Source organism: Hymenobacter psychrotolerans DSM 18569 (assembly GCF_900142395.1).
GTDB lineage: Bacteria > Bacteroidota > Bacteroidia > Cytophagales > Hymenobacteraceae > Hymenobacter > Hymenobacter psychrotolerans.
In genome coordinates, this window is the sequence record NZ_FRAS01000018.1 from 1 (window position 1) to 25,792 (window position 25,792).

The window sequence follows — 25,792 nt, forward strand, 5'->3', positions numbered from 1 at the left end:
GCCCGGCACGAGCACCGTGGACTACGCCAACAAGAGCGTGACGGAGAACACGCGCACGGCCTACCCGATTCACTTCATTCCCAATGCCGTGGAGCCGAGCGTGGGCCCCTCGCCCAAGAACATCTTCTTCCTGACGGCCGATGCCTTCGGGGTGCTGCCCCCCATCAGCCGCCTGGACAAGAGCCACGCCATGTACCACTTCATGAGCGGCTACACGGCCAAGGTAGCGGGCACGGAGATGGGCATCACCGAGCCGCAGACCACCTTCTCGGCCTGCTTCGGGCAGGTGTTCCTGCCGCTGCACCCGACCCGCTACGCCGAAATGCTGGGCCAGAAGATGGACGAGCACCCCGAAGTGCGGGTGTGGCTGATCAACACGGGCTGGAGCGGCGGGGCCTACGGAGTGGGCCAGCGCATGAAGCTGGGCTACACGCGGGCCATGATTACGGCCGCGCTGGAAGGCCGGCTCGACGCGGTGGACTTCCACCGGCACCCGGTGTTCGGGGTGCAGGTGCCGGCTGCGGTGCCGGGCGTGCCCACCGACATCCTGGACCCGCGCAACACGTGGGCCGATAAAGAAGCCTACGACAAGACGGCCACTGAGCTGGCCCACAAGTTTGTGCACAACTTCCAGCGCTTCGCCGACTTCGCCTCCGACGACATCCTCGCCGGGGCTCCCAAAGCAGAAGTGGTGGCCGGCGTGTAGCCAGTAGCAACATAGAACCTGAGTAGTGAGCCCGCCTGCCTTCCGTGCGAAGAGCAGGCGGGTTCTGCGTTTGGGCTGTATCTTGGCTACAGCTGCGGGCTACTGGCCGGCTTGGTATATCATTATGTTTTTTCGCCGCCGTCCTGTTGCTCCCACCGAGTTGCCTGATGCCGCCCTGCTGGCGCGCTATCGGGAGCAGGGTGCGGTGGCGGACCTGGGCGTGCTGTACGAGCGGCATATGACGGAGGTGTTTGCCATTTGTAGGCGCTACCTCCGCGACGATGCTGATGCGCAGGACGCTGTGATGCAGCTGTTTGAGCAGCTGGTAGATAAGCTGCGGCGTCACGAGGTGGACAACTTTCCGGCCTGGCTGCACGCCACCGCCCGCAACCACTGCCTCATGCTGCTGCGGGCCCGGCAGCGCCCCGGCCCCGACCGGGGCGGCGGGCTGGTGCTGCACTTTCCGGATGCGGCCAGTATGGAATCGGCGGTGGCCGGGCATCTGGAGGAGGATGACCCTCAGGAAGCCGGATTCAACGAAGCCCGCCTGCAAGCCCTGGAGCACGCGCTGGCCACCCTGCCCGACGGCCAACGACGATGTCTGGAGCTGTTTTTCCTCGAAAAGAAGTGCTACCGCGACATTGCCCAGGAAACCGGCTACGACCTGAATGCGGTAAAGAGCCATCTGCAAAACGGCAAGCGCAACCTGCGCCGCCACCTCGAATCACCTCCTTCCTCTACGCCTTCGTCTTTCTCTTCCGATGCGGCCCGATAATCAGTCTCCGTCCTCTTTGCTGCCCGCCGGCTCGGCCGGGGAGCACCTGCCGCTGGCGGTGCTGCGGCAGTACGTGGCCGGTACGCTGCCAGCCGCTGAGCAGTACCGCGTAGAGCGCCATACGCAGGCCTGCCCGCGCTGCGCCGATGTGCTGGAAGGCCTGTCGCAAACCGACCTCGCCACTACCGACCAGGCCGTTTCCGGGCTGCAGGCCCGGCTGCGGGCCCGCGTAGCCGAACTGGAACCTGATACGGCAGGTCCGGCTGTGGTGCCGATGTGGCCGTGGCGGCAGCTGGCGGCCGTGGTGCTGTTGCTGCTGGTGGGCACTGGCGTATGGCTGGGCCTGCGCCGCTCCTCCGAAGGACCGGCTGCGGCGTCTTCTGGTGCTCTGCGTCAGCCGGCTTCTGCTCCCGAGTCGTATGCCACCGTTCCGCCTGCTGCAACTCCGCCAGCTCCTGAAACTGAGGCTGCGGAAACTTCTGCCGCCGTGGCAACGACAATTTCTGCTCCGGCCGTGGCACTGAATACGAAGCCGCTGAAAACCCGCCGCTTGGCAAAGGCAGCGCCGCCGAAAGCCGGTGCAGCACCTGAATTGAGCGATGCTGTTGCCATGAGCAGTGCCCCTGCGCCCACTACTGCCTCAATGGAGACTGTGCAGGGCGCCTCTGCAGAGACTGAATCGATGACGGCCGACAAGGCAGACGTAGCTGCTAAAGAAGGTGCGAGGCAGGCCGTAGCGGATTCAGCCCAAACCTATGCCAAAAGCAGGGCCGCTACAGCCCGCATGCAGGCGGCAGCCGCGCCAAGCGCCATCAGCAAAATGGCAAAGGCCCGGACCATAGATGCCAATGCGCTGCGCGCCGAAACGCGCACAGTGCAGGGCCGCGTGACCGATAGTAAGGGGGCCAACGGGCTAGGCGGCGTGCGCATACGGGCCAACGGCGTAGATACCGGCGTGACCACCGCCCCCGACGGCTCATTTGTGGTAACGGTGTCAGCTTCCACCACAACGCTGGCTTTCGACCACGCCGGCTACGCTTCCCGGGAGCTGCCGGTACCAACGGACTCCGGTGCCGTGGTGCTGGCCCTGACTCCGCAACCAACGGAAACGCCCGTGCTGGTGCGCCGCGAAAAGGCCCCGGCGCCGATGGATCTGGCCGCCACGCCGGCTGGCGGGCAGCAGGCATTCCGCAACTACCTGCGCGACAATCTGGAGTACCCGGAAAAGGCCCTGAAAGACGAAAAGGAAGGCAGCGTCAAGCTCAGCTTCGTGGTGAATACCGATGGCGCGCTGCAGGATATCAAGGTGGTGAAGGGCCTCACGGAAGAGTGTGATGCCGAAGCCATCCGGCTGCTGAAGGAAGGCCCGGCCTGGCATCCGGCCGTCGTGAATGGCCGCCGCACGGCCCGCACGGTGCAAATCAGCGTGCCGTTCCGCATTGCTGACCAGCAATAAGAGGACCCTAAAAAGGAGCGCCTACTCTGCCGGCCCGCATAGGCGTAGCAGAGCAGGCGCTCCTTTTCACCATGTAGCCGCTAGCCGCTGTAGCCGCCGCCGCTTTCGGGCTCGGTAGCGCTGCCGCCGGCTTTGTCGGGGGTGGGCAGCTCGGGCTCAGTTTTCACTTCTACCTGGCTATAGTCGGGGGCACCGTTGCCAGCTACGGGCACGGGCGTTTGATTGGGGTTTGTGTTGATGTCCTGGGCCGAAGGAGGCGTAGGAGCCGTGTTTTCCTGGGAGGGCGGCGTCACGGCGGAAGGCTGGGACGTGGTGGGTTGCTCGGGCTTGGCCGACAGCGCGTCAGATTCGTCTTCGAAGGTCTTTTTCATGGAAATGCTAACTGGATGATTGCCTAAAACCGGCTATACGAGGCCGCGGCCGCGGTGGCCGGAATGCCGGGCCGCAGAATTTTGGGGTTGCCGTGGCGGGCCGTAGGCAGTTGCGTACTTTTGCGCCGTGCCGGCTTGCGGCGCGCTTTCCCGTACTCTTATTCTCTTCTCACCCATTAGAAGCATGACTCAGTTCCGCACCGAGAAAGATACCATGGGCACCGTGCAGGTGCCGGCCGACGCCTACTACGGCGCCCAGACCCAGCGCTCCATCGACAACTTCCAGATTGCCCAGGACATCAACCGGATGCCCAAGGAAATCATCCGCGCCTTCGCCTACCTCAAGAAAGCCGCCGCCCTCACCAACCGCGACGCCGGCATTCTGGACGCCGAAAAGGCCGAGCTGATTGGCAAAGTGTGCGACGAAATCCTGGAAGGCAAACTCGATAAGGAGTTCCCGCTGGTGGTGTGGCAGACCGGCTCGGGCACGCAGAGCAACATGAACGTGAACGAGGTGGTGGCTTACCGCGGCCACGTGCTGCAGGGCGGCAGCCTCTCGGATGAGAAAAAGGTGCTGGCCCCCAACGACGACGTGAACAAGAGCCAGAGCTCCAACGACACGTTCCCGACGGCCATGCACATTGCGGCCTACAAAATCCTGGTCGAAACCACCATTCCCGGCATCGAGAAGCTGCGCGACACGCTCAAAAGCAAGTCGGAGCAGTTCATGCACATCGTCAAAATCGGCCGCACCCACCTCATGGACGCCACGCCGCTGACGGTAGGGCAGGAGTTCAGCGGCTACGTGTCGCAGCTCGACCACGGGTTGCGCGCCATCAAGAACACGCTGGCCCACCTGAGCGAGCTGGCGCTGGGCGGCACGGCCGTGGGCACCGGCATCAACACGCCCGCCGGCTACTCCGAAAACGTCGCCAAGCACATTGCCAACCTCACCGGCCTGCCGTTCATCACCGCTGAAAACAAGTTTGAGGCCCTGGCCGCCCACGACGCCATTGTGGAAGCCCATGGCGCCCTTAAGACTGTCGCTGCTTCGCTGATGAAAATCGGCAACGATATTCGTCTGCTGGCTTCGGGCCCGCGCGCCGGCATCGGCGAGCTGCACATCCCCGACAACGAGCCCGGCTCCAGCATCATGCCCGGCAAAGTGAACCCCACCCAGTGCGAAGCCATGACCATGGTAGCGGCGCAGGTGATGGGCAACGACGTGGCCATCAACATCGGCGGCATGAACGGCCACTTCGAGCTGAACGTGTTCAAGCCGGTGATGATCTATAACTTCCTGCATTCGGCCCGCCTGATTGGGGACGTGTGCGTGAGCTTCAACGACAAGTGTGCCGTGGGCATCGAGCCGCTGGAAGCCAACATCAAGAAGCACGTGGACAGCAGCCTGATGCTGGTCACGGCCCTCAACCCGCACATCGGCTACTATAAAGCCGCCGAAATTGCCCAGACGGCCCACAAAAACGGCTCGACGCTGAAGGAAACGGCTTTGCAGCTCGGCTACCTCACCGAGGAGCAGTTCAACGAGTGGCTGAAGCCCGAGGACATGGTGGGCGAGATTAAGAAGTAAGCCAACCGCTAGCCAAACCGAAACGCCGCTGCTCCACTCCGGGGCAGCGGCGTTTCGGTTTTTCGGGCATCTTTACGTTCCGTACTGTAGCTGCTGCCCGCATGGACTTCTCCGCTGACATCATTCTCGAAAACAGCCGCGCCCTGCTGCGCCCGCTGACAGCTACCGACGCGGACTTGCTGCTGCCCGCGGCCGCCGACCCGGAGTTGTGGCGCTATACCCTCACCCGCGCCGACGACCGGGCCAGCCTGGACGCCTACGTGGCGGCCGCGCTGCAGGGCCGGGCGCAGGCATTGCGGTATCCGTTTGTCATCATCGACAAGCAAACCGGCCGGGCGGCGGGGAGCACCAGCTATTATAACATAGTGCCCCACGAGCAGCGGCTGAGCATCGGCTACACCTGGATTGGGACGGATTTTCAGCGCACGGGCCTCAACCGGGCGGCCAAGCATCTGCTGCTGCGCTATGCTTTCGACGAATTGCAGTGCGAGCGGGTGGAGCTGGAAACCGACGCCCGCAACCACAAGTCGCAGAACGCCATGCGGCAGATGGGCGCCACCGAGGAAGGCCGCCTGCGCAGCCACCGCCCCACGCAGGGCGGCATCCGGCGCGACACCATCCTGTTCAGCATCATCCGGCCGGAGTGGGAGCAGCTGCGCCATACCGTCTTCGGCGCCTTCAATACCGCCCGTGGCTAACCCTGACCCCCACCTCCCGCCCCGCCGCTTTCCGGCGCTGCTGCGCCAGCGGGCCGCCAGCTTTGGCTATGCCTTTCGGGGCGTGGCGGCGGCGCTGCGCTCTGAGGTGCATCTGCAGTTTCATGCGGGGGCTACGGTGGCGGTGCTGGGGCTGGGCTGGTACTGTGGGCTGGCGCGCTGGGAGTGGGCGCTGGTGGCGCTGGCCGTGGGCCTGGTCTGGAGCCTGGAGCTGGTGAATACGGCCATTGAAGCCGTCGTGAATCTGATGTCGCCGGAGTACCACCCGCTGGCGGGCCGGGCCAAGGATGTGGCGGCCGGGGCCGTGCTGGCGGGGGCCGTGGCGGCGCTGGCGGTGGGGCTGCTGGTATTCGGGCCGCGGGCGTGGGCCTGGCTGGGGGCGTAGCGGCCGAACCCTGCGGCGCGGGAGGGCGTAAGCTCGGGTATAGGACTGGCTTTTTGAGCCGGCCTGCTTACTTTCGCGCCCTCTTTCTCCGTGCTTATGCGCTCCTATTCGTTTTTGCCGGCTGCGGCGGTAAGTCTGCTGCTCTTCGGATTTGCCTGCCAGAAAAACGTCAACGTCACGACGCCTACTGACACGCCCGCCACGGGCACTACGGGCATCACCTCCACGCCGGCCCCAACGGCCAAAAACACCACCACGCCCGTGCCCGACGCCCCCGTAGCGGCGTTTGACACCACGGCCCGCCCGGGCTGGCTGCGGGCTAAGATTGACGCGCACTTGGCCGAGAAAAAGCAGAACCCACCCATTCAGATTCTGCGCTACCGCTACCGCGACGCCGTGGTGTACTACGAAACGTCGCCGTGCTGTGACCAGTTTACCAACCTCTACGACCAAAAAGGCAAGCTCATTTGCCACCCCGATGGCGGCTTTACGGGCCGCGGCGACGGAAACTGTGCGGATTTCAACAAAAACAAAACGGAGGAAAAGCTGGTTTGGCAGGACCCCAGGCAGTAAGTCCAGGCCGGGTAGCTAAGGGGGGTGAACACTGCACCGCTACGCCTGGCCTTCATTTCCAAGTACCATGATAAATACCAACGAAAAGCTGGGAGCCTACAACGTGTGGGCCAACGAAACCCTGCTGCGCCACCTCGATGGCCTAGTGGCCAACGGCCAGGAAATTCCGGCCGTCTGCCTGCGTCTTTTCAGCCATGTGCTCAATGCGCAGGCCATCTGGCTCGGCCGCCTCACGGCCACGCCCAGCCCCGTGAAAGTGTGGCAGGAGCACGATTTGGCCGGCCTGCATCACTGGCACGCGCAAACGTCGGAGCGCTTCCGGCAGTACGTGCAAAACGCCGACGAAGCCGAGCAGTTGCGCCTGATTTCCTACACCAACTCGGCGGGCGAAAGCTACACCAGCCAGGTGTCGGACATTTTCACGCACGTGCCGGTGCACGCCAACTACCACCGGGCCCAGGTGGCTACCCGCCTGCGCGAAAACGGCCTCGAACCCATCAACACCGACTACATCACCTACTGCCGCGCGCTGACGGCGGCCGGCAAAGAAACGGTGAGCCTGTAGGAGGGACACTTAGAGCGTGTTTGGGAATTATAAAAGAACGTCATGCTGAGCTTGTCGAAGCATCTCTACCGCTTCGTATGAGGCTTTTCAACCAAGCGGTAGAGATGCTTCGACAAACTCAGCATGACAGAAACGGCGTTTTCGCAAATTTCCAAACACGCTCTTAGTTACTACTTTATGCCTGCCTGGGATATGTCCGGGCAGGCATAAGTTTTTCTATCAGCATAGGTTTATTCATAGAAAAAAGCGGTTACTTGGATGTAGTATCATTCATCTTTTAATCAGCTTTTTATGAAACAATTTTTCCGTGCGGGGTTGCTGACGGCGCTGCCTGCGGACATCCGTACCCTCAACAACGGCTACCTGAGTACCAACAGCGGCTATTACCAGATACTGGTGCGGGGACGCGACCAATGCGGCAAAACCAAGCAGGCAGGTGGTCTGGTCCGCGTCAATGCCCTGACGGCGGCTTTGGCGGGCTTCCGTTTCAACTATGGCAACGGTACGCAGCTGACACCTTCCGCCAATCCGGCCGCACCCACGCAGCTGGGAGCCTACGGAGGCGGGCTGGACGTTACGTTCAGCACGGGCACCTATGACTCGTTTCGCGTCCGCTTTGACCGCTATAATCCGGCCACCGGCCAGTATGACCTACTGGTGTGCCAGTCGCCACCCATTGATGTGGCGGGCGTCATGCTCTCTACCGTAGCGCTCAACAGCCTTATCTATGACAGTGGGTGCAACCCCAACGCCAATCCGGTGCCGGGCAACCCGAACACCGGGCCATTCTTCGCGCAGGAAGGAAACTTCAATACTACGTTCAAACTCACCCTCACCGTTACAAACGGCTGCGGTACCTCAGCGCCGGTGATTGGCTACTTCCAGCCAGATACTCGCTTGTACAGAGGCGGCACGGCCCCCGCACCCGTGACCGTGTACCCGAACCCACTACAGGAAGGCAAGGCCCGGTTGGAGTTTACTTTGCCCACAGCCGGACCAGTAAGCCTGCAGATTCTGGATGGTACCACGGGCCGGGAGCGGCTGGTGGTGCTCGACAAGCAGCCTTATGGCAGCGGTGCGCAAAGCATCATCTTTGACACCTCCACGTTACCGGCCGGCCTTTACTACTACCGGCTGGTTACGGATAAGGTGACAACAGGCCGGCTGCAGAAAACAGAGCAATAAACAGTGGTAGCGAATGTACACGGGGTGCCCGGTTTCGGCCGGGTGCCCCTTATGCGTTGGGTGATGCGAAGTTGGTTGACTGTATTGCTGGTGGTGCTGGTGCTACCAAGCTATGGGCAGAATTTGGTTAGAAATCCAGGGTTTGAGCAGTACCTATACTGCACTCAGTACAATCCAAACTGTGTAGGATGGGCGCGTATGCTCCCTAATGTTGGTACTGGGTCAAGTTGCAACTCAACTGGGGCAAACAGTTGGGTATGTCCAAGTACTGATCTATACGTTGGGCATGTTCTAAAATGTAATAAATCATTTTATAGTTTTCCGCAGACACCTAGAGAGCCCTGGGATACTACTTGGTACACACCGCGCAATGGGGGAGCATACGTTCTGTTGCAGCCTGTAGCCTATAACCACCCTTTGCAGGACCAGGGCCGCACCTATGCGCAGACGCGCCTAGCTAACCCTTTGCAAGCAGGCTGCACCTACCGCGTTACGTTCTATGCGCGGCTGAGTTGGACAAAAGAATTTCGCGTCACTAAGCGTGTCCCCCTAGCCTGCGATGCACTCCAAGCGTATCTTTCGGTTGTGCCTCCCGTTCAGCAAAATTCTCGGCCGCTACTTGGCTACCCGGCGCAGGTTGGCACGCCCCCCGGTATGTTGCTGACGGACACGCTACATTATCAGCGGATTACTGGAACATTCGTGGCACAGGGCGGCGAAGAGTACCTGACATTGGGAAATTTCCGGGCACCGCAATTGGTAACTACCCAACCGTTATATCCGGTACCGCCTGTTTCTCCCGGCAGCCGGGAGTCACTTAGCATCTACGCCATCGACGATGTGTCGGTGGAAGCCGTGCCGCCAGCCGGCCTGACGCTGACGGCCGGGCCCGACCAGTTTCTATGCACCTCCAGCGGCGCGGGCGTACCCCTGACGGCTTCGGGAGGGTTCAGCAGCTACCGCTGGAACACGGGTGCCACCACGCCCACGCTGCTTGTGCGCCAGCCGGGCCGCTACATCGTTACGGCCAACTTTGGCTGTGGCACTGTTTCAGATACGGTGGAGGTAAGCCTCTACGACCCCGCCCGACACCGGCTGCTAGGGCTGCCGCCCGTGGAGCTATGTGTTAATGAGCCACGCTTGCTTACTGCCCGCGCCGGCTTTCAGGACTACCAATGGACTGATGGAGTCAATGGCCCAAGTCGTACGGTTACGGCGGCTGGCCTCTACCGGCTCACGGCGCGCACCGCCGACGGCTGCCTCGTACGGGACAGTGTGTGGGTACGCCGACTGGCTGCACCCGTGCCGCCCCGCCTTCCCGCCGACACGATTGTCTGCGCAGATGAGCGGCTCGTGTTGCGTGTGCCGCCTGCCGCCCAAGGTATCACGTACCAATGGCCTGATGGCAGCCCGGAAACGGAGTACAGCATCCGGCAGCCCGGCACTTATCGGCTACTTATCCGCACCCGTTGCGATACGACAGTGGCTACGGTGCGGGTGCGCAAGGTGGAGTGTGCCCCACTGGAAATACCAAATGTTTTCACTCCCAACGCAGACGGTAAGAATGATGTATTCCGTATCGTGGCTCCGTCTTCAAGGGTGATGCGGCTCTCTATCTATGACCGGTGGGGAAGGCAGGTGTTTCAGACAGAAGCATATACGAACGATTGGCGGGCCGAGCAGCAGGCAGCGGGAGTGTATTATTATTACCTGCGTGACGAAACGTACGGCCGAGTCTACCGGGGCTGGGTGGAAATAATTCGCTGAAAATGCTCGTACATTCAAGCCTGTATAACATGGCTACCCGTGAAGCCCCTTATACGCTTACTCATCTGCTCACAGAATGTCCACCACTTCCCTGACCCAGCCTGTTCCTGTTCTCACGCCCGAACGCCTCGCCACGGCCTATTCCTACGTCAGCTACCGGCTGCTGATTGATGAGCTGCTGGCCGACGGCAAGACCACCGGCCCCCAGCAGTCGGAGGAGCTGACCGACTACACCCGCCTGAATGTGCAGCGCATGAAGCGCCTCGACAAAACGGTGCAGCTGCTGCCCGCCGTGCAGACCACTCTGAACCGGATGCAGGGCCAGTACGCGTGGCTCATCATCACGGAAGGCTGGTGCGGTGATGCTTCGCAGATTGTGCCGGTGCTGGAAGCCATAGCGCTGGCCTCGGAAGGCAAAATCACGACGCACTACATGCTCCGCGACGAGCACCCCGACCTGATGGACCAGTACCTCACGGATGGCGCCCGCTCCATCCCGAAGCTGGTGGTGCTGCACGCCGACACGCTCACGGAAGCCGCCAACTGGGGCCCCCGCCCGGCTCCGGCTCAGAAGCTGCTACTAGACCTGAAAGCCCGCGGCGCCACTCACGAAGAGTACGCCGAGCAGGTGCACGGCTGGTATGCCCACGACAAAACCCAGACCACCCAAGGCGAACTGCTGGCGCTGTTGCAAACGCTGTAGCCATATCTGGAAAGTAGCCTTAAAAGAGAAGCCCCACCTCGAATATGGCAGGTGGGGCTTCTCTTTGCTGTAGATGCGCCAGAATGCTTTACTGCAGCGGAATGGACCCCAAATCCGTCACCTGGTCGTTCACGACCGTAACGCCGGTGCGGGTCACAACGCGGTAAGCTGCCTGGCCGGTGGGGGCGGTAGTCGTCGGGAACAGCTCGACGCGGTAGGTGCCCGAGGGCAGACCGCTAAACTGGAAGGCCCCGGAAGTAGCATCGGTGGCGGTGCTGAACGTGTCGGCGGGCGTGATGGACTGGCGGATGGCCAGTACCTGCGGCCGGGCAGCAGCCGGCGTAGCGGTGCCGCGCAAGCTGGCCCGCAACTCCTGCGCCAGCACGCGAATGACGGGCTTCAGCAGGTAGCGCTCCTTTTTGTCGTTACCGGGGCGCCAGTTGCCGCGCTCCACAATGGATTTGGCCACGTCGAAGTCGAGCAGCAGTTGGAAGGTCTGGTCGGGGCGCACGGTCACGTTGTCGAGTTTCAGCTTCACGCCGGAAGTCTGGCCGCTGGGCGTTTTCAGGTCGTAGCGCTGGCCGTCGCGCCCGATTACGTAGGAGTCGGGCCCCAGCAGCAGCCGGATTTCTTTCAGGTCGCCGGGCTCAAAATCGGTGCTGACCAACAGGGCTGAGCGGCCATTCACGTATTCCAGCACGTTGATGGTCTGGGCCTGGAAAGGCAGCGTCTGCCAGCCGTCGGGGTTGTTTTCGTCCTGGAGGTGCACTTCAATCTGGCGCACATCCAGCACTACCTGCTGAAAGTCGCCGGGGCCGTCCATGAGGCGCACTTCCAGCTTGGTGTTGCCGGAGGCGGAGTCATCGTCTTTGCTGCAGCCAGTGAAGGACAGGGCGGCCAGCAGGGCTATGGGAAGAAAACGGGTCAGTTTCATGGGCTTGGAAAAGCGAAGTGGTAGAAAGCAAAAACGGAGCAGTGCGGCGTATACGGCGGCCGCGCTGCTCCGTTGTGCGGCAACAAACGGGCCGACTGACGGCCTGAACGTTGCTGGGTAAACTTCTATTGCTCTCCGGTTTGTGCTATCCGCCGGTTTTGGTGGTGTCCGTTTTGGCTGGTGCCGGGGTAGTAGCGGGGGCCGAAGCTGGCTCAGTGGGCTTGGCGGGCTGCGTTTTGGGCTTGCCAAACAGCGAGTTGAGGCCTTTGGTCGCCTGCTCTTTCAGCTTGGCCTGGGCCTCCAGCTTTTTCTTCTCGATTTCCTGCTGCGCCTTGGCCTGCAGCTCCAGCTGCTTGCGCTGCAACTCCCGCTGCAGGCTGTCCTGGGCTACTTTGGCTTTGGCCTGCAGCTGCAGCTTGGCGTCATCTACCTTGGCCTGCACGATGTTGGTGACGATGTCCTTCGCCTGCGCCTTCACGCTGCCGGTACTCAGCTTCACCTGTGGGTTGCTCACAGTGCCGCCAATGGTGAGGCCCAGCGTCACGCGCTCCGTGCCCTTGATGTCCGAGACGCCGGTGAGGCGCGTGAGCTGCCCGCTAAGCTGGTTGCCGAGCTTGCCGGTAGGCACGTTCAGGGCCGTCACGTACTCCAGGCCGCCGCTGCTGATGTTGTTGGAGCCGCCCACCGTCATCTTGATCTGGCCCACGTTCAGGTCGAAGGGTTTCACGATGAAGTTACCATTGATGATTTCGGCCGCCACATCCTTGTTATTCACGGCGAAGCTCTTCAGCTCCTGAAACTGCGTCAGGCTGCTGATTTTGTTCATCACCGGGGAGCCGCTCACGGCCGCGCGCACCACCTCAAACAGGCCTTTGCCGGTGAGCGTGCTGTAGTTGGGCATCATGTCGGGCCCCATTTCGCCGCTCACGTTGAAGTTGGTGGAGAAGATTCCTTCCAGGTTGTCGGCCAGCGGCACCAGCGTCTTGATGGAGTTGAAGGCCGAAAAGGCGTTCTGGAAGTTCAGGTTCTTGATGTTTAGCCCGAAGTTGAACTTGGGGTGCGCCAAATCCTTGCTGCTGTACGAGCCGGTGGTGGCAAACGCGCCGCCCAGCGTGTTAAACGTCAGGCCGTTGAGCGTGGCCGTCTGGTCGCGCACGCCCACGGTGCCCTTCACGTTTTCCAGCTTCAGGTTGTCGTAAATCACCTGGCCCACGGTGGTGTTCAGCGTCAGGTCAAACTCTTTCGGAATCTGCAGCACGCCGTCGGCTTTGGTAGCGGCGGCCGGGGCTTTGGTGGCTGCCACCGCGCCCTTGGTCGGCATGGCCGATACCTCGTCTACCATCCACTCGTTCACGTTGAAGCGCTGCGAATTCACGGTCAGGTTGCCGCGCAAGGGCTGGCCGGGCACAAACAGGTAGCCCATGTAGTTGCTGATGGTGCCCGAAGCCGCAATGTCCGACGAGCCCACGAAGCCGCTCATGTTCTGCAGCACAATCTTGTCGTTATTGAAGGTGGCCGTGGCTTTGGTCACCTTCATGCCCTGCGGCAGGTCGGCACTCTTGTAGGTAATGTTCTGCGCATTCACTGTGCCTGAGGCCACCACCGTCTGGTAGCGGCCGGCCTCGATGTCGGCCATGTTGCCTTTGGCGGCCACGTTGCCGTTCAGGCGGCCCGTTACGGTCATGCCTTCCAGCGGGAAGATTTTCGTGATTTTAGTGAGGTCCACGGTGCCTTTCACGTCGGCATCGAAGCGCAGCTTATCTACGCCCTGCGTGCTCACACGGCCTTCCAGCGGCTCACCTTCCAGCAGCATCCGGAAGTTGCTGATGTCCACGCGCGTGTCGTTCAGCTGGCCCGTCGGGTTGGTCACCACGCCCGCCACGGTCAGGTTTTCGATGGGGGCCGGAAACTGCTTGCTCTTTACGTAGCCGTTGGTGAGGTTCATTTTGGCCTGCACCACCGGCATCTGGGTTTTGGAGTAAGTGCCCTTGGCAGTGCCGTCCACAAACAGCTTGCCGCGCAGCAGCAAATCCTGCACCGGGTACACCTTCATCATCTCGGCCAGGTCCACGTTGGCTTTCACGCGGCCGTCCACCTTCATCGGCTCCAGCCCATCAATGGCCACGTTGCCATCAATTGGGTTGGCGCCCAGGTCCAGGTGAAACTGCTTCACATTCACTTTCACGTTGTTGGTGAAGCCCGAGGGGTTGTCCACCACCATATCCACGTTGATGTTTTTGGCGGCCTGCGGCAGCTGCGGATACTTGAACATGCCGTCCTTCACCTGCAGATTCACGCCGTAGCCGGGCATCTTCACCTCGTTCTGCACGCCCTTGAAGTAGCCCTCAAACGCCACCTTGCCGCCGGCCTGCACATCCTTAAACTGCTCGGTATACACGCCGGGCACCAGACTCAGAATCGTTTTGAAGTCGGTTTCCAGCGCCTTGAACGTCAGGTCGTAGGTGATGTCGGTGGCATTCGGCAGGCCGATTGAACCGGCAAACTGCGCCGGGAAGTCGTTCAGCTGCACCTTGTTGTCCTTGAACGTGAACAGCATCTTGTCCAAGTCCATGGCCATGGTCACGTCGGCGGTCAGCTTCTTCTTGCTCACGTACTCGGTGCCGTCGTAGGCCATCGAAAACTGGTTGGCCGTGGTTTGGCTCACCATGTCGAAGACGTTGCTGGCGAAGTCGCCGGAGCCGGTGTGGTTCAGGCCACGCAGCTCCATCTTGAAGGGCAAAGTGCGGTCTTCGTAGCGCAGGTGCCCATCCTTCACTTCCCACTTGCTGATGGCCAGGTTCAGCGAAGTGGTGTCCTGCCCTTTGGCCGCGGCCGCCGAGTCCGACAGCATCACGTCCCAGTTGGCCTTGCCGCTCTTCAGCACCTTCGCACTGATTGCGGGCCGCTCCAGCAGAATGCTCTTAATCTTGATTTGGTCGCCGCTGATAACGCTCATCAAATCCATGCCCACCCGAAACGACGGCAGGTAAGCCAGTGTGTCGCGCGCAAACGAGTCCTGCCCGATTACGCGCAGCTCATCAATGCCCAGGGCCAGGTCGGGGAAGGTGCTCAGCAGGCTCAGGCTGACGTTGCTCGGGTCGTATTCCACCTTGGCATCTATCCGCTCGGCCAGCTGCTTATCAAGGGCCTGCTTGATCTTGTCTTTGAACAACAGCGGCGTAAGGGCCACCGCCGCTACCAGCACCACCAGAAAAATCAGTAAGCCAATCCAGAATTTGCGCATAATTGAAAGAGTGATGAAGGAAAAACAAAGCTCAGCCTACTGCTAAGCCGCTGCAGCGCTGGCCGAATGCTCAGAGCCGCTACCTGCTTAGCAGATAGCACACCGCCCGCCGTGGTTGCACTTTGGACGGACCTCCAGCCTTCGGCAATACTGCCGCCGCTGCCCACCGGCGCCCCGGCGAGCTGCTACAAAAGTAGCAGCCTCAGCGTGCCAGCCCCGCAGGCCTGGTCTGCAAAATCAGGCGTTTGGTCGATTTATGGGGCCGATATACCGTTATTGAGCAGGGAAATCGACAATTTAGTTTCCGCAAAGATGACTGGCCGCGTACGAATCGGGGCAGCTCGGCGTTTAACAGCTTGATGATGGGGCTATTCCGACGGAGAAATATCAGTGGCTGCCGTGTGCCGCGCCGCCTGCGCCAGCCCCTTACGGCGGCGGCCGTCGCGCTGACGTTGCCGGCCACCGCCCAGGACCTGTACTTCTCTCAGCCTTACGCCACCCGCCTGCACCAGAACCCGGCCTTCGCCGGCCTGCTTGATGATGCCAGCCTCACGCTCAGCTACCGCAACCAGTTCCCGACGCTGGCCGGCACGTTCCAGACCAGTCAGCTCGCCGCCGACCTGCGCTTCAAAGACCAGCACAGCGCCGCCGGCCTGCTCCTGAACTACGACCGGACCGGTGGCCTCGGCTACACCCGTTTCGAGGTAGGCGGCATTTACGCTTATCACTCGCGCATCAACGAAAACCTGGCTTTCAGCGGCGGCCTGCGGGCCAGCTTCGGCAACCAGCGCATCAGCTACGGCAACCTCGTCTTCGGCGACCAGCTTTCGGAGGATGGCTCCACGGCGCCCACCACCCGCGAGCCGCTGGACTTCAACCCCGTCAGCTACCTGAGCCTGGGCACCGGCCTTATTCTATATAGTGAGAACTTCTGGGTGTCGGTGGCCGGGCATCACCTCAATCAGCCTGACTTAGGGTTTCGCTCCCAAAGCACGCTGCCGCTCCGCTACGAGCTGAGCACCGGCTACAAGCATTACTTCGTGCGCCGCACCGAAAAGCGCATCTACCGCGAAATCAGCGTGACGCCTACCGTGCATTATGTGCGGCAGGGCGGCTCGCAGCGCGCTGAGGCCGGATTGTACGCAACCGTGACGCCCATTACGCTGGGCGCCCTGTACCGGGGCATTCCGCTGCCCGGCGCCCCACGCCCGCAGCAGATTCTGACCGCCATTGCCGGCGTGAGCGTGGGCAGTTTCCGGGTCGGCTACGCTTATGATGTGGCCCTGAGCAGCTTGAGTGCCGACTTAGGCGGGGCGCATGAAATATCTTTGAGCCTGCGTGCGTTTGATTCGCTGGAAGCGGCATGGCGCCGACTCAAACGCAGAAATTCCCCGGCGCCTCCTTGTCCATCCTTTTGAATTGTTGTATTATTGCAGCAACTTGCCTTGCCTAACCTCTTTTCTAACAGGTAGTTTCAACTCAATCATGAATTTTTCCAAGTACCTGCGTTTTGCGGTCGTAGGAGCCTGCGCCCTGGCTTCCTGCAAAAGCGGTCCGCCCACTGCTACCAAACCCGGTAAGTACAGCTCGACGACGGGCATCGATTATAATACCGAAGAGGGGATGAAGGTAGCCGACTACAAAGGCATTCCGGAAGGTCCCGGCCTGATCTTCATCGAAGGCGGCCGTACGGTGCTGGGCTCGCAGGAAGAAGACGTAACGATGACCCACGACAACGTGGAGCGCACCGTTACCATCGCCTCGTTCTACATGGACGAAGCGGAAGTAGCTAACATCCACTGGCTTGAGTATCTGCACTATATCCGCAAAGACTCGTCGGAAGAATTCTATCAGTCGGCTCTGCCCGACACTACTGTTTGGGCCCGCGAACTGTCGTTCAACGACCCGTACGTAGACTACTACCTGCGTTACCCCGGCTTCCGCTTCTTCCCTGTGGTGGGCGTAAGCTGGCTACAGGCCAACGACTACTGCACGTGGCGGACGGCCAAGGTGAACGAAACGCTGGCTGCTAACGCCGATGGCGGCGGAGGCGGCGGCCTGTTCAAGAAAAAGAAGAAAGGCGGCGACGCTGCTGAAGGCACCGACGGCGACGGCAAAACCCGGATTGCCATCGAAAACGGCAACACCCTGCCGAACTACCGCCTACCCACCGAAGCTGAATGGGAATACGCCGCGCAGGCCCTTATCGGCACCCAGGAAACCGGCAACGAAAACCAGGAAAACAAGCGCATTTACCCATGGGATGGCCGTCAGGTACGTAACCCCTATGGTGGCAAAATGGGCCAGTTCCTCGCCAACTTCAAGCGCGGCCGCGGTGACTACGCTGGTATTGCCGGTTCGCTGAACGACGGCGCCATGATTACGGAGTACATCTACGCTTACCCGCCGAACGACTACGGCCTGTACAACATGTCGGGCAACGTGAACGAGTGGGTGCAGGACATCTACCGCCCGCTGTCGTTTGAAGATGTGGAAGACCTGAACCCCTTCCGCCGCAACGGCTTCCTCGACCCCTCGGAGAAGTACGACAAGAAAGGCTACCAGTCGCTGATCGACGACCACGTGCGTGTGTACAAAGGCGGCTCGTGGCGCGACGTAGCCTACTGGCTGTCGCCGGGCACGCGCCGCTTCATGGCCGAAGATTCGGCAACCGCTACTATCGGTTTCCGCTGCGCCATGATCAACGCCGGCTCGAACAAGTAAGCTACACGGACTTCGCGGACGATTATCAGGGCTGCCCTACCAGGGCAGCCCTTTCGTTTTTAGTCTGCTCAGGCTGCGGTGGTCAGCAGGGCAGCCAGGCCGGAAGGTGGTCTGGCGGGCCACCTGTAAAGCGCTGGGCCTTCTTTAGTTGGAAGGCTCAGCAGCCCGATTCTGAAGGAGTTTGCAACAGGGTAGTATGGAAAAGAAAAAAGCCGGACAAGTCGCCCGGCTTTTTCCTGCCTGAAGAACCATGATTCGCTACTCAATCAGCAGCTTTTGCGGCATATAGATGCCGGTGTTTGCTTCTGCGTGCAGCAGGTAGAGGCCGGGAGCCAGCCCAGAAAGCGGCAGCTGGCGCCGGCCCGGCGCAACGGCCGCCCCGAACACCCGCACCGTGCGCCCCTGTGCATCGGTGAGGCGCAGGCGGACAGATGCCGGCAAGTCAGCTACCGTCACGGAGTGGCGGGCGGGATTGGGGTACAACGCCCAGCGCAGGCCAGTGGCGGCTTTGCGGTTGCTGAGCACAGTCTGGTCGAGCTTGGCGAAGAAAATTTCCGGATAAGCAATGGTAGCTGATGTTAGAGTAGTACCACCAAAGCGGGCGGTGCCAGCGAATGCGCCTGCTACAAATACATTTCCGCCCGAATCTACGGTTGAGCCATTGGCTTCGCCACCTATTTGCTGAAGCGAGGCCGGGACACCGCCAACACGAACCCAATCGGCCAAGTGCGTATTGCCGTTGAAATGTGCGATGCCTATAAGGCCACCTTCGGAAGGACTAAAGGACGCTCCGAAACCACTAAAGGTAGTGGTGCCGGCCCTAGAGGTACTAGTAACTACTGTGTAACCACTTGCATCGGGAATCAGGTTCTTAATACTTGTATTAAGTGGGCCCTGCCAGCCGCCTGCTACATTAGTTGCAGATAAAACAGGCTTTACCCATTGTATCTGGCCGGCAGTATCACAGCGGGCTACACATCCGGTGTACGTATTGGTTGGCACGACAAGCGGGCTGGCTGGGCTATCAAAAGAAATGGCTCCTCCGCTACTGTTGCAGGACAGGTAAATGGTGTTGTCGCTGGCCGATGTATGTAGAAGCTGGTCTACAGCATTGGCCGTTCCAACACGTAATAAGTTGTTTTTTATCCAGCGCACCCGGCTGGCAGCAGATAGCTTCACGAGACTGTTGGTACCGTTAGCAGGTGCATTAACGGTTGTCTGATCTACTGTTAACGTACCGCTGTGACCTACAAGCCAGTATGCAGCACCACTGTTATCTGTTTTGACAGCGGCAGCAGTGGCATATCCACCTAGCGTACCCACCCGGCGTGTCCAAACTGGCTGGCCAGCTGAATTGTATTTAATAAGCACAGCGTCGTACACCCCAACAGCTGGATGATTTTGCCCAGTAACGACAAGAGCACTTTGCGAAGAAGTATTTGCTGATACGTAACAGTTGCTGCTGCTATCCAAGTGTGTGGCTACTATGGTTAGGCCATACGTAGGGGAAGGGTTGTGGGCCCAAAGCAAATTTCCAGTGGCGTCAATGGCCACTACAAATGAGAGTGCTTCATACGAGTTGTTGGAAGCAGGCAAGCCTAATGCCGCCGCCCCGATTAACGTAGTGGATACTCCAAAACTAGAAAAAGACAAGTTAGCCCCACTGCCGCTGCCAAAATTGCCCGTTAGCGTGCATCTGCCATTTGCATCCACGGCTAGGCTCGTTGTTACATCAATGCCAGTGCTTTGCAAGGCCCGAAGCCAAATGAGGCTACCTCCAGGACTATATTTAGCAATGAATACATCTGATTCACCCAAATTTGAGGCTGCAAGGCCATCAAATATAGGAGTTCCAACATAGTTGCCTGCTAGGTAAAGATTTCCTGCTGCATCGTGCCCCAACCCTGCTACGCTATTACGCGCCGTTTGACTACTGGTGAACACTCCAATTTGTTTGGCCCACGCCCAGCCGGGGGGATTTTGGGCAAAAGCACTTACTGTGTGCCACAATAGCATCAAGCTTGCCATAGACAATGAATAGATGATTTTCATGGCTGCTGATTATTGAAAGTGGGAACAATAAAACTTGCTGCAGAAGCGGATTTGCTAGGACAAACGCTTGTCTCAAATGCTACCGGGTGCTAGGTTTAGTGCTGGGTTTGTGTCCATAGCACTGTTACAAGCCCATATCAGACCTTTTGCGTTATTCGTAACCATTTGTGGCAGTGCTAGGAATACCAGGCTTACCGTCATTCTCTGCGGCAAAATTGCCTGAGCCGTTGTCGTGCTGGAGAAAGTGAATATTCACCCTGATGTTTTGTATTTCAGGACAAAGAAAAACAGGATTGCTAGGATTTTCTTTTACAGATGAAATACCGCTGCTGTCTGCTCTTACTGCACATTGCATAGGAATATACTGGGCGCTACTCCGCAAGCCCAGCAGAAGCAGTACGGCTAAGAATAATAAGCGGGGAGGGGGTACTTGTGTTTCATACAGGGAAGGATTATAGGAGAAAAAAAGGAAGTCACGTAGAATGAGGTAAGGGTATAGATTTTGTGCTGCTTATCCAAGTGCTGTACTCCCTAAAAATTTCAGTTACCTATCCGCGCAGGCAATGGTGGCGATGCTGACTTCGGCGGCGCCGGCGGCCAGGAGCACGGCGGCGCAGGCTTCGAGGGTGGCGCCGGTGGTCAGCACATCGTCAACCACCAGCACGTGTTTACCCCGCACTGCTTCCGGGTCGGCTACTTCAAACACTTCGGCTACGTTCTGCCAGCGCTGCACACGGTTTTTGCGGGTCTGCGAATCGGTGTGGCTGGTGCGGCGCAGGGCGGTAGCGTGCCAGGGCGTATGCAGCGCTTCGGAGAGGCCCTCCGCAAACGGGTCCGACTGGTTATAGCCGCGCTGCGCCAGCTTACGCGCGTGTAGCGGCACGGGCACAATGAGGTCGAAGGAGAGGCCGGCGCGGGCCAGGTCGTGGCCGTACCAGCGGCCCAGGGCCAGCCCCACGTCGCGCTGGTTCTGGTATTTGAGCTGGTGCAACAGATGCTGCACCCGGCCGCGGCGCAGGAAGCGCAGGTAGCTCAGGGCATGGCGCACCGGCAGCTTGCCCCAGAACCGGCGGGCCAGTGGGTTGGCGGCCTCGGGCAACAGGTGGTAGTCGGTGTAAGGCAGCTGGGCGCGGCAGCTGGTACAGAGGTGCTCTTCGCCGCGGGCCAGCGGCTCCTGGCAGCCCAGGCAGGTACGCGGAAAAATCAGACCCCAGAAGTCGGAAAGGATAGTGGCAGCAGCGGCGCGCATAGTTGCTACAGGAATAGATAGATAAAAATGCAGAAGCTGTAGCGGGTGAACTTCCGCCTAATTTTGTGGTTTACCCGAACCGAATGGAAAGTAGCAATTTGCCGGCACAGTTGCTTGGTCGTATGCTCTGAAGCGCTGTCCTTCGCCGTTCCTTAATCACCTTCTTACCTCATCACCGATATGTCTCAGGTCACTGAATTCAACGAATACCGCCAGCGCATGAACGAGAAGATCATGGCGGCCGATAACAAGGTCATCAAGCGGTTCTTCAACCTCGATACCAACACCTACCAGGCCGGTGCCGTGGACGTAAAAACCAAGGAAATGCTGGGCCTGGCCTGCTCCATGGTGCTCCGCTGCGACGACTGCATCAAGTATCACCTCGGCAAGTGCCACGAGGAAGGCCTCACCGACGCGGAAATCTACGAGGTGTTTGCCATTGCCAACCTCATCGGCGGCAGCATCGTGATACCGCACTTCCGCCGCGCCGTGGAGTACTGGGAAATCCTGAAAACGGAGGCCGTGGAAGCCGCGCCCGAACACCGGCACGAGGTATGAGCACGATGCACCCCGACGAAACCGAAACCGAGTTCGAGCAACGCTGGTGGGAGTTTATGAACCAGATGCGGGAGCGGTTCGGCAAAAAGCCCGACCTGAACGCGCTGCTGCTGCTCATTGGCGTGCAGGAGCTGGGGCAGGGCGCGGGGCCCTTCACGAAGGAGCAGAAGCAGGACCTGATGCACATTGCCACCTGCCGCCTGTTCAGCCTTTCAGGTTACTACGAGCTGGAGCAGGTGGATGAGGAAGGCTGGCCGCATTTCCGGCTGCTGAAACCCGTTCCGTTTGCCAGCTTGAAAGAGCAGGAGCGGATGCTCAAATGGCACATTCTGGAGTATTTCGCCGAAATGGGCGACGAGTAGCTACACTTTCTGTCGTCCTGAGCGGCGCGAAGGACCTTCTCACGCGGGAACAACTGCCGTGAGAAGGTCCTTCGCAGGCTCAGGATGACAGACGTTCACTCACTCAAGAATTCACTCATCCACTCATTCAACAACTCACGCATTGAATATCATCAGCTACAACGTGAACGGGCTGCGCTCGGCGCTCAGCAAAGGCCTGCTCGATTGGGTGCGGGAAGCGCAGCCGGATGTGTTGTGCGTGCAGGAAATAAAGGCCGGCCGTGAGCCGCTCGACGTGTCGGGCTTCACGGAGCTGGGCTACACCGCGTATCTGCACCCGGCCCAAAAGCCGGGCTACAGCGGCGTGGCTACCTTCTCGAAAATCGCGCCCACGGCTGTGGCAGAAGGCTGTGGCACCGAGCTGTACGATATGGAAGGCCGCGTGCTTCGTCTGGATTTCGATGACCTGTCGGTGCTGAACGTGTATATGCCCTCCGGCACAAGCGGGGCTGAGCGGCAGGCATTCAAGGTGGAGTGGCTGCACTTTTTCCGCGACTATGTGCGGCAGCTGCGGGCCGAAGGCCGCCGGCTTATTATTGGCGGCGACTTCAACTGCTGCCAGACGGCCATCGACCTGCACAACCCCAAGGCCAATCAGAACAGCCCCGGCTACACCCCGGAAGAGCGGCAGTGGTTCCAGGATTTCCTGGCCGACGGCTTCACCGACTCGTTCCGCCACCACCACGGCGACGCGCCCGGCCACTACTCCTGGTGGAGCTACCGGGCCGGCTCACGGGCCCGCAACGTAGGCTGGCGCCTCGACCACCTGCTCGTAGATTCGGCGCTGGTGCCCCGTGTTGCGGCGGCCGGTATACTGCCCGATGTGGTACACTCCGACCACTGCCCGGTCTGGGTTAGCGTTTAGGACAGCAGCATCTCTGCTACTTCGCGGCCGGTAGCCATGGCCGCGTTCAATGATGGATACGCAGTGTAGTCGCCGCAGCGGTAGAGGGTGCTGGTGAGGCGCAGCTCTTGGCGAGGCGGCTGGCCGGCCGGGTATACGGGCAGCGCATGAGGCAGGTCGTAGGTGCGCAGGTGCTGCCACTTGGCCACACCTTCCCCAAACCATAGCATGAGTTCCGCGCGCAGCAAAGCCGTGAGAGTAGTTTCGGGAAGGCCATGCTCGCCGTGGGTGCTCACCGAAACCAGCGTGCGGCCCTCTGGGGCATAGTCCGGCGACACATCGGAGGGGAAGCTCACATTGTGGGCCAGCTGGCCCGGCACGGCGTTCAGGCGGAGCAGCTTATCCCGCTGCCCGGGCGAAGTTGGGGCCGAAAAGTACGTGCAGGTCGTGCGCCGCCAGGCGGTAGCGTGCAGCTGTGGCAGGTGGGGGAGGAGCCGGGCGGTGGTGTTGCCATCAGTAGCTACTACCACGGCGGCCGCTTCTATGGTTTCGCCGCCCCGCAACCGGACAGTGGTGCCATCCACGGCTTCGGCGGGCGTATTCAGGCGTACGGTTCCGGCGGGCAGGCGCTGAGCCAGCTGCTCCGGAATCTGCTGCATGCCCAGTGCTGGTATGGCCGCTTCGCCTTCTATAAACTGCTGGTATACAAACTCGAAGAAGTTGCTGCCCGTGCTCAGGCTACGGTCGAGGAACACACCGCCGAAAAACGGCCGGAAGAAACTGTCGATGATATGCTCGCTCCAGCCGTAGCGGCGCAGAAACGTGAGCGTATCGGTAGAAGGGCGTTCCAGTAGCTCCTCGCTGCTACGGCGGCTTACGTGCTGGGCCAAGCTGGCAATGCGCAGCTTGTCGGGCAGACTCCCAATCGGCGATACGGCCGCCGACAAGGCTGCGGCCGGCTGCCGCAAGGGGTTGCGCAGCGTAGTTTCCTGACCCGAAGCCAACCGAATGACAGCACCGGACTGAAACGTCTTCAGGTTCAGGGCTCCGTAGTCGAGCAGGCGCTGCACTTCCGGGTACTTGGTGAGCAGGATCTGAAACCCATGGTCGAGGCGGAAGCCCTCGGGCGTCACATCAGTCCGGACGCGGCCGCCTACGGCTTCGGCGGCTTCCAGCACTACCACGGCCCGCCCGGCCCGGTGCAGGTAGTTGGCGCAGGTGAGGCCGGCCATGCCAGCTCCGATAATAACGACGGGCGCAGAGGTAGAATCAGGAGTAGTCATATCAGCCCCAAACTGCAAAACGCGCCCGAAGGTTAGGAAAACTGCTGGCAGCCCGGCTATTTAGCGGTGAGGCACTCTGGCCCCAGCTCGTACGCCTCGGCCTTGCTGTAGGTGTCCCAGTCGGCCAGGTCCAGGCGCGACTCATCGTTGTAATATTCCATCTGCTCGATGAGCACGCCGTTGCGGAAATGCCCTTTCACGAAGGTTTCCCGGGCAACCAGGGTTTGATCGACTAGCCGGCGAAGCTGCCAGCGGCCATCCGGAATGCCTTGCACCACGGCGCCCTGCAACTGTAGCCCCAGCTCCTGGCGGTACCATGTGCCGTTGCCATCCTTCACCAGCTGCTTGCCCGAGTCTTCCCAGAACTGCTGAATCAGTGGGTCCTGGCCGTTGCGGAAGCTCAGAATCTGGCGTGGCCTGCCGGACGGATACCAGTAGGCCCAGTCGCCCACCTGCCGGCCGGCCAGGTAGCGCCCGCGCGCGGCCAACTCGCCGGTGGCGTGGTAGGTTTCGAACACGCCTTCCTTGCGGCCTTCGCGGTAGCTGCCCTGCAGCAGCAGCTGGTTGTTGGTCATGCGGTAGTCGCGCACGTAGCCCAGGAAACGGCCGGCGCTGTCGAGGCGGGTGTGGCGGCGGATGGTGGCGCAGCCCGGTGGCGTCAGCACGTAGTCGTCGGAATAGAAAAAGCCCACGCTGTCTTTGCCCAGCACCCGGAAGCACTGGTCGAGCGGCGCTTTGGCCGGCAGGTTCCGCTGTGCCCACGCGGCCGGGCTGGCAAGTAGCGCGGCCCCAGCCAAGAGAGCCGGCAGATAAGTGGATGAAAATAACATCAGGACAGAAATGTGCACCAGGCGGGTAGCCAGGTGGTTAGTGGGGCCGTTGGTTGCGCGGCAGCTTCCGGGTCTTCATCGTCCAGAACTCAGCCACACCGGGGCGCTTCATGGTCAGGCGCCACACGCCCATGCTCTGGCCCAGCGCGTAGCCGGTGGCCTGGTCCTGCGGGTATTGCTTGCGAATGAGGGCGTAGTCAGTGGCGCTGATGTCCTGGCCCACTTCGCCGTGGCAGCGCAGGCACAGCGCGTCGCTCACCGCAATAGGGCGTTGGTAGAAGAAGGTTTCGGTGTTGGGGCGCGCAATCTGGCGGGCGGTATCGGGCTGCAGGTCAGCGGGCGTCAGCTCGGCCAGGTGCGCCGGGTTCCGGGGCTTACTGCTCACGCGGCGGGCATTGGCCTGCAGAATTTTGGCCACCGAGTCTACGGCCGGGAAGGTTTCGGGGCGGCAGTAGGGCAGGGCCGCCGCTACTCCGCCCTCAGCCAGCTTTTGGGCTAATACGCGGCGCAGCTCCCGGTCGGCGTGGCTGGTGAGCGAGTCGCCGGCCCAGCGGGTAGCGCGGAGCAGGTCTTCGGGCATAATGCGCTTCACCTGCCAGTTTTCGGCTTCTATCCCGATGCGCTTACTGTCTTTGAGGTGCTCAATCTGGTCGGGGCGGCAGGCAGCCGTGAGCAGCAACAGGGCCGCTCCGGCCGCACGAAACAGGTGGCGCATAGCGAGGGATAATGGAAAGGAAGGGCAAGATAAACAAGCGAAGCCGCTGTTTGGTCGGGCCGGCACCAACTCCGGCACGCCAGCTTCAGCGTTTCCCGGTAAGGAACGGGAACTGGTGGCGGCGCCTTCAGGGGAGCTTTGGTGGCCGGCTGTGCCCCCGGAACC

Annotated in this window: 25 protein-coding genes; 16 read left to right on the forward strand and 9 right to left on the reverse strand. The window is 60.7% G+C overall.

Going from position 1 to position 25,792, the window contains the following annotated elements; all coding sequences use genetic code 11:
- The 3 genes from BUE15_RS15295 to BUE15_RS15305 all read left to right on the forward strand — a co-directional run.
- Nucleotides 1-706: phosphoenolpyruvate carboxykinase (ATP) (locus BUE15_RS15295; RefSeq protein WP_139252329.1), on the forward strand; the 706-nt coding region annotated here is incomplete at its 5' end.
- Between the two features lie 124 nt (nt 707-830).
- The gene (locus BUE15_RS15300) at nt 831-1,481 is read left to right on the forward strand and encodes an RNA polymerase sigma factor (protein ID WP_073286974.1); all 651 of its coding nucleotides are present in this window, start codon (nt 831-833) and stop codon (nt 1,479-1,481) included.
- Complete coding sequence (locus BUE15_RS15305; protein WP_139252330.1) at nt 1,468-2,937, forward strand: TonB family protein; 1,470 nt, start codon at nt 1,468-1,470, stop codon at nt 2,935-2,937. The genes BUE15_RS15300 and BUE15_RS15305 overlap by 14 nt, the downstream gene beginning before the upstream one ends.
- Before the next feature lie 80 nt (nt 2,938-3,017).
- On the opposite strand, the gene BUE15_RS15310 is transcribed toward BUE15_RS15305, so the two are convergent.
- Nucleotides 3,018-3,308 carry a hypothetical protein gene (locus tag BUE15_RS15310; RefSeq protein ID WP_073286980.1) on the reverse strand — a complete coding sequence of 97 codons (291 nt, stop codon included), beginning with the start codon at nt 3,306-3,308 and terminating at the stop codon, nt 3,018-3,020.
- A 184-nt stretch (nt 3,309-3,492) separates the two neighbouring features.
- On the opposite strand from BUE15_RS15310, the gene fumC reads away from it, so the two are divergent.
- From fumC to BUE15_RS15350, 8 genes are all read left to right on the forward strand, one after another.
- Nucleotides 3,493-4,899 (forward strand): class II fumarate hydratase, encoded by a 1,407-nt coding sequence (fumC, locus tag BUE15_RS15315; RefSeq protein ID WP_073286983.1) that lies wholly within the window; start codon nt 3,493-3,495, stop codon nt 4,897-4,899.
- 101 nt (nt 4,900-5,000) lie between these two features.
- Nucleotides 5,001-5,597 (forward strand): GNAT family N-acetyltransferase, encoded by a 597-nt coding sequence (locus BUE15_RS15320; protein ID WP_073286986.1) that lies wholly within the window; start codon nt 5,001-5,003, stop codon nt 5,595-5,597.
- Entirely contained in the window at nt 5,590-6,000 is a 411-nt protein-coding gene (locus tag BUE15_RS15325; RefSeq protein WP_211617676.1) for a diacylglycerol kinase family protein, read from the forward strand. Before BUE15_RS15320 ends, BUE15_RS15325 begins: the two co-directional genes overlap by 8 nt.
- Nucleotides 6,001-6,096: 96 nt before the next feature.
- The gene (locus tag BUE15_RS22385) at nt 6,097-6,573 is read left to right on the forward strand and encodes a DUF6970 domain-containing protein (protein WP_244535960.1); all 477 of its coding nucleotides are present in this window, start codon (nt 6,097-6,099) and stop codon (nt 6,571-6,573) included.
- A 67-nt stretch (nt 6,574-6,640) separates the two neighbouring features.
- Nucleotides 6,641-7,138, forward strand: a complete 498-nt coding sequence (locus tag BUE15_RS15335; RefSeq protein ID WP_073286989.1) for a DinB family protein — start codon at nt 6,641-6,643, stop codon at nt 7,136-7,138.
- A gap of 291 nt (nt 7,139-7,429) precedes the next feature.
- A complete protein-coding gene (locus BUE15_RS15340; RefSeq protein ID WP_139252331.1) occupies nt 7,430-8,323 on the forward strand; it encodes a T9SS type A sorting domain-containing protein in 894 nt (297 codons plus the stop codon).
- Nucleotides 8,324-8,977: 654 nt separating this feature from the next.
- Nucleotides 8,978-10,090 carry a T9SS type B sorting domain-containing protein gene (locus BUE15_RS22015; RefSeq protein ID WP_073286995.1) on the forward strand — a complete coding sequence of 371 codons (1,113 nt, stop codon included), beginning with the start codon at nt 8,978-8,980 and terminating at the stop codon, nt 10,088-10,090.
- 76 nt (nt 10,091-10,166) lie between these two features.
- The gene (locus tag BUE15_RS15350; RefSeq protein WP_073286997.1) at nt 10,167-10,793 is read left to right on the forward strand and encodes a thioredoxin family protein; all 627 of its coding nucleotides are present in this window, start codon (nt 10,167-10,169) and stop codon (nt 10,791-10,793) included.
- 88 nt (nt 10,794-10,881) lie between these two features.
- On the opposite strand, the gene BUE15_RS15355 is transcribed toward BUE15_RS15350, so the two are convergent.
- Both BUE15_RS15355 and BUE15_RS15360 read right to left on the reverse strand, forming a co-directional pair.
- Nucleotides 10,882-11,727, reverse strand: a complete 846-nt coding sequence (locus BUE15_RS15355; RefSeq protein ID WP_073287000.1) for a DUF4382 domain-containing protein — start codon at nt 11,725-11,727, stop codon at nt 10,882-10,884.
- 145 nt (nt 11,728-11,872) lie between these two features.
- Nucleotides 11,873-14,971, reverse strand: a complete 3,099-nt coding sequence (locus BUE15_RS15360) for an AsmA family protein (protein WP_073287003.1) — start codon at nt 14,969-14,971, stop codon at nt 11,873-11,875.
- A gap of 401 nt (nt 14,972-15,372) precedes the next feature.
- On the opposite strand from BUE15_RS15360, the gene BUE15_RS15365 reads away from it, so the two are divergent.
- Together BUE15_RS15365 and gldJ are read left to right on the forward strand one after the other, a co-directional pair.
- The gene (locus BUE15_RS15365) at nt 15,373-16,389 is read left to right on the forward strand and encodes a PorP/SprF family type IX secretion system membrane protein (RefSeq protein WP_073287006.1); all 1,017 of its coding nucleotides are present in this window, start codon (nt 15,373-15,375) and stop codon (nt 16,387-16,389) included.
- Nucleotides 16,390-16,456: 67 nt separating this feature from the next.
- A complete protein-coding gene (gene gldJ, locus BUE15_RS15370; RefSeq protein WP_073287009.1) occupies nt 16,457-17,695 on the forward strand; it encodes a gliding motility lipoprotein GldJ in 1,239 nt (412 codons plus the stop codon).
- Between the two features lie 258 nt (nt 17,696-17,953).
- On the opposite strand, the gene BUE15_RS21365 is transcribed toward gldJ, so the two are convergent.
- The 3 genes from BUE15_RS21365 to BUE15_RS15380 all read right to left on the reverse strand — a co-directional run bounded on the left by BUE15_RS21365 (nt 17,954) and on the right by BUE15_RS15380 (nt 20,996).
- Nucleotides 17,954-19,747 carry a T9SS type A sorting domain-containing protein gene (locus BUE15_RS21365; protein ID WP_084549098.1) on the reverse strand — a complete coding sequence of 598 codons (1,794 nt, stop codon included), beginning with the start codon at nt 19,745-19,747 and terminating at the stop codon, nt 17,954-17,956.
- A gap of 151 nt (nt 19,748-19,898) precedes the next feature.
- On the reverse strand, nt 19,899-20,102 hold the full coding sequence (locus tag BUE15_RS22020) for a hypothetical protein (protein ID WP_170865280.1): 204 nt from the start codon (nt 20,100-20,102) through the stop codon (nt 19,899-19,901).
- Between the two features lie 189 nt (nt 20,103-20,291).
- Entirely contained in the window at nt 20,292-20,996 is a 705-nt protein-coding gene (locus tag BUE15_RS15380; RefSeq protein WP_073287015.1) for a ComF family protein, read from the reverse strand.
- Nucleotides 20,997-21,176: 180 nt separating this feature from the next.
- Between BUE15_RS15380 and BUE15_RS15385 the strand changes: the two genes are divergently transcribed.
- The 3 genes from BUE15_RS15385 (at nt 21,177) to BUE15_RS15395 (ending at nt 22,820) form a co-directional block, all read left to right on the forward strand.
- A complete protein-coding gene (locus BUE15_RS15385) occupies nt 21,177-21,554 on the forward strand; it encodes a carboxymuconolactone decarboxylase family protein (RefSeq protein WP_073287018.1) in 378 nt (125 codons plus the stop codon).
- Nucleotides 21,551-21,916: a hypothetical protein gene (locus tag BUE15_RS15390; RefSeq protein WP_396276145.1), complete on the forward strand. Its 366-nt coding sequence runs from the start codon at nt 21,551-21,553 to the stop codon at nt 21,914-21,916. Before BUE15_RS15385 ends, BUE15_RS15390 begins: the two co-directional genes overlap by 4 nt.
- A 142-nt stretch (nt 21,917-22,058) precedes the next feature.
- Nucleotides 22,059-22,820, forward strand: coding sequence for an exodeoxyribonuclease III (locus BUE15_RS15395; RefSeq protein ID WP_073287021.1), 762 nt, complete (start codon nt 22,059-22,061; stop codon nt 22,818-22,820).
- On the opposite strand, the gene BUE15_RS15400 is transcribed toward BUE15_RS15395, so the two are convergent.
- Genes BUE15_RS15400 through BUE15_RS15410 form a run of 3 tightly spaced genes read right to left on the reverse strand, consistent with a single transcriptional unit; the run spans nt 22,817 to nt 25,627 of the window.
- Nucleotides 22,817-24,082: a protoporphyrinogen/coproporphyrinogen oxidase gene (locus BUE15_RS15400; RefSeq protein WP_073287228.1), complete on the reverse strand. Its 1,266-nt coding sequence runs from the start codon at nt 24,080-24,082 to the stop codon at nt 22,817-22,819. The genes BUE15_RS15395 and BUE15_RS15400 overlap by 4 nt on opposite strands.
- A 56-nt stretch (nt 24,083-24,138) precedes the next feature.
- Nucleotides 24,139-24,912 (reverse strand): toxin-antitoxin system YwqK family antitoxin, encoded by a 774-nt coding sequence (locus BUE15_RS15405; protein WP_139252332.1) that lies wholly within the window; start codon nt 24,910-24,912, stop codon nt 24,139-24,141.
- A 37-nt stretch (nt 24,913-24,949) separates the two neighbouring features.
- On the reverse strand, nt 24,950-25,627 hold the full coding sequence (locus tag BUE15_RS15410) for a c-type heme family protein (RefSeq protein WP_073287027.1): 678 nt from the start codon (nt 25,625-25,627) through the stop codon (nt 24,950-24,952).
- Between the last annotated feature and the right edge of the window lie 165 nt (nt 25,628-25,792).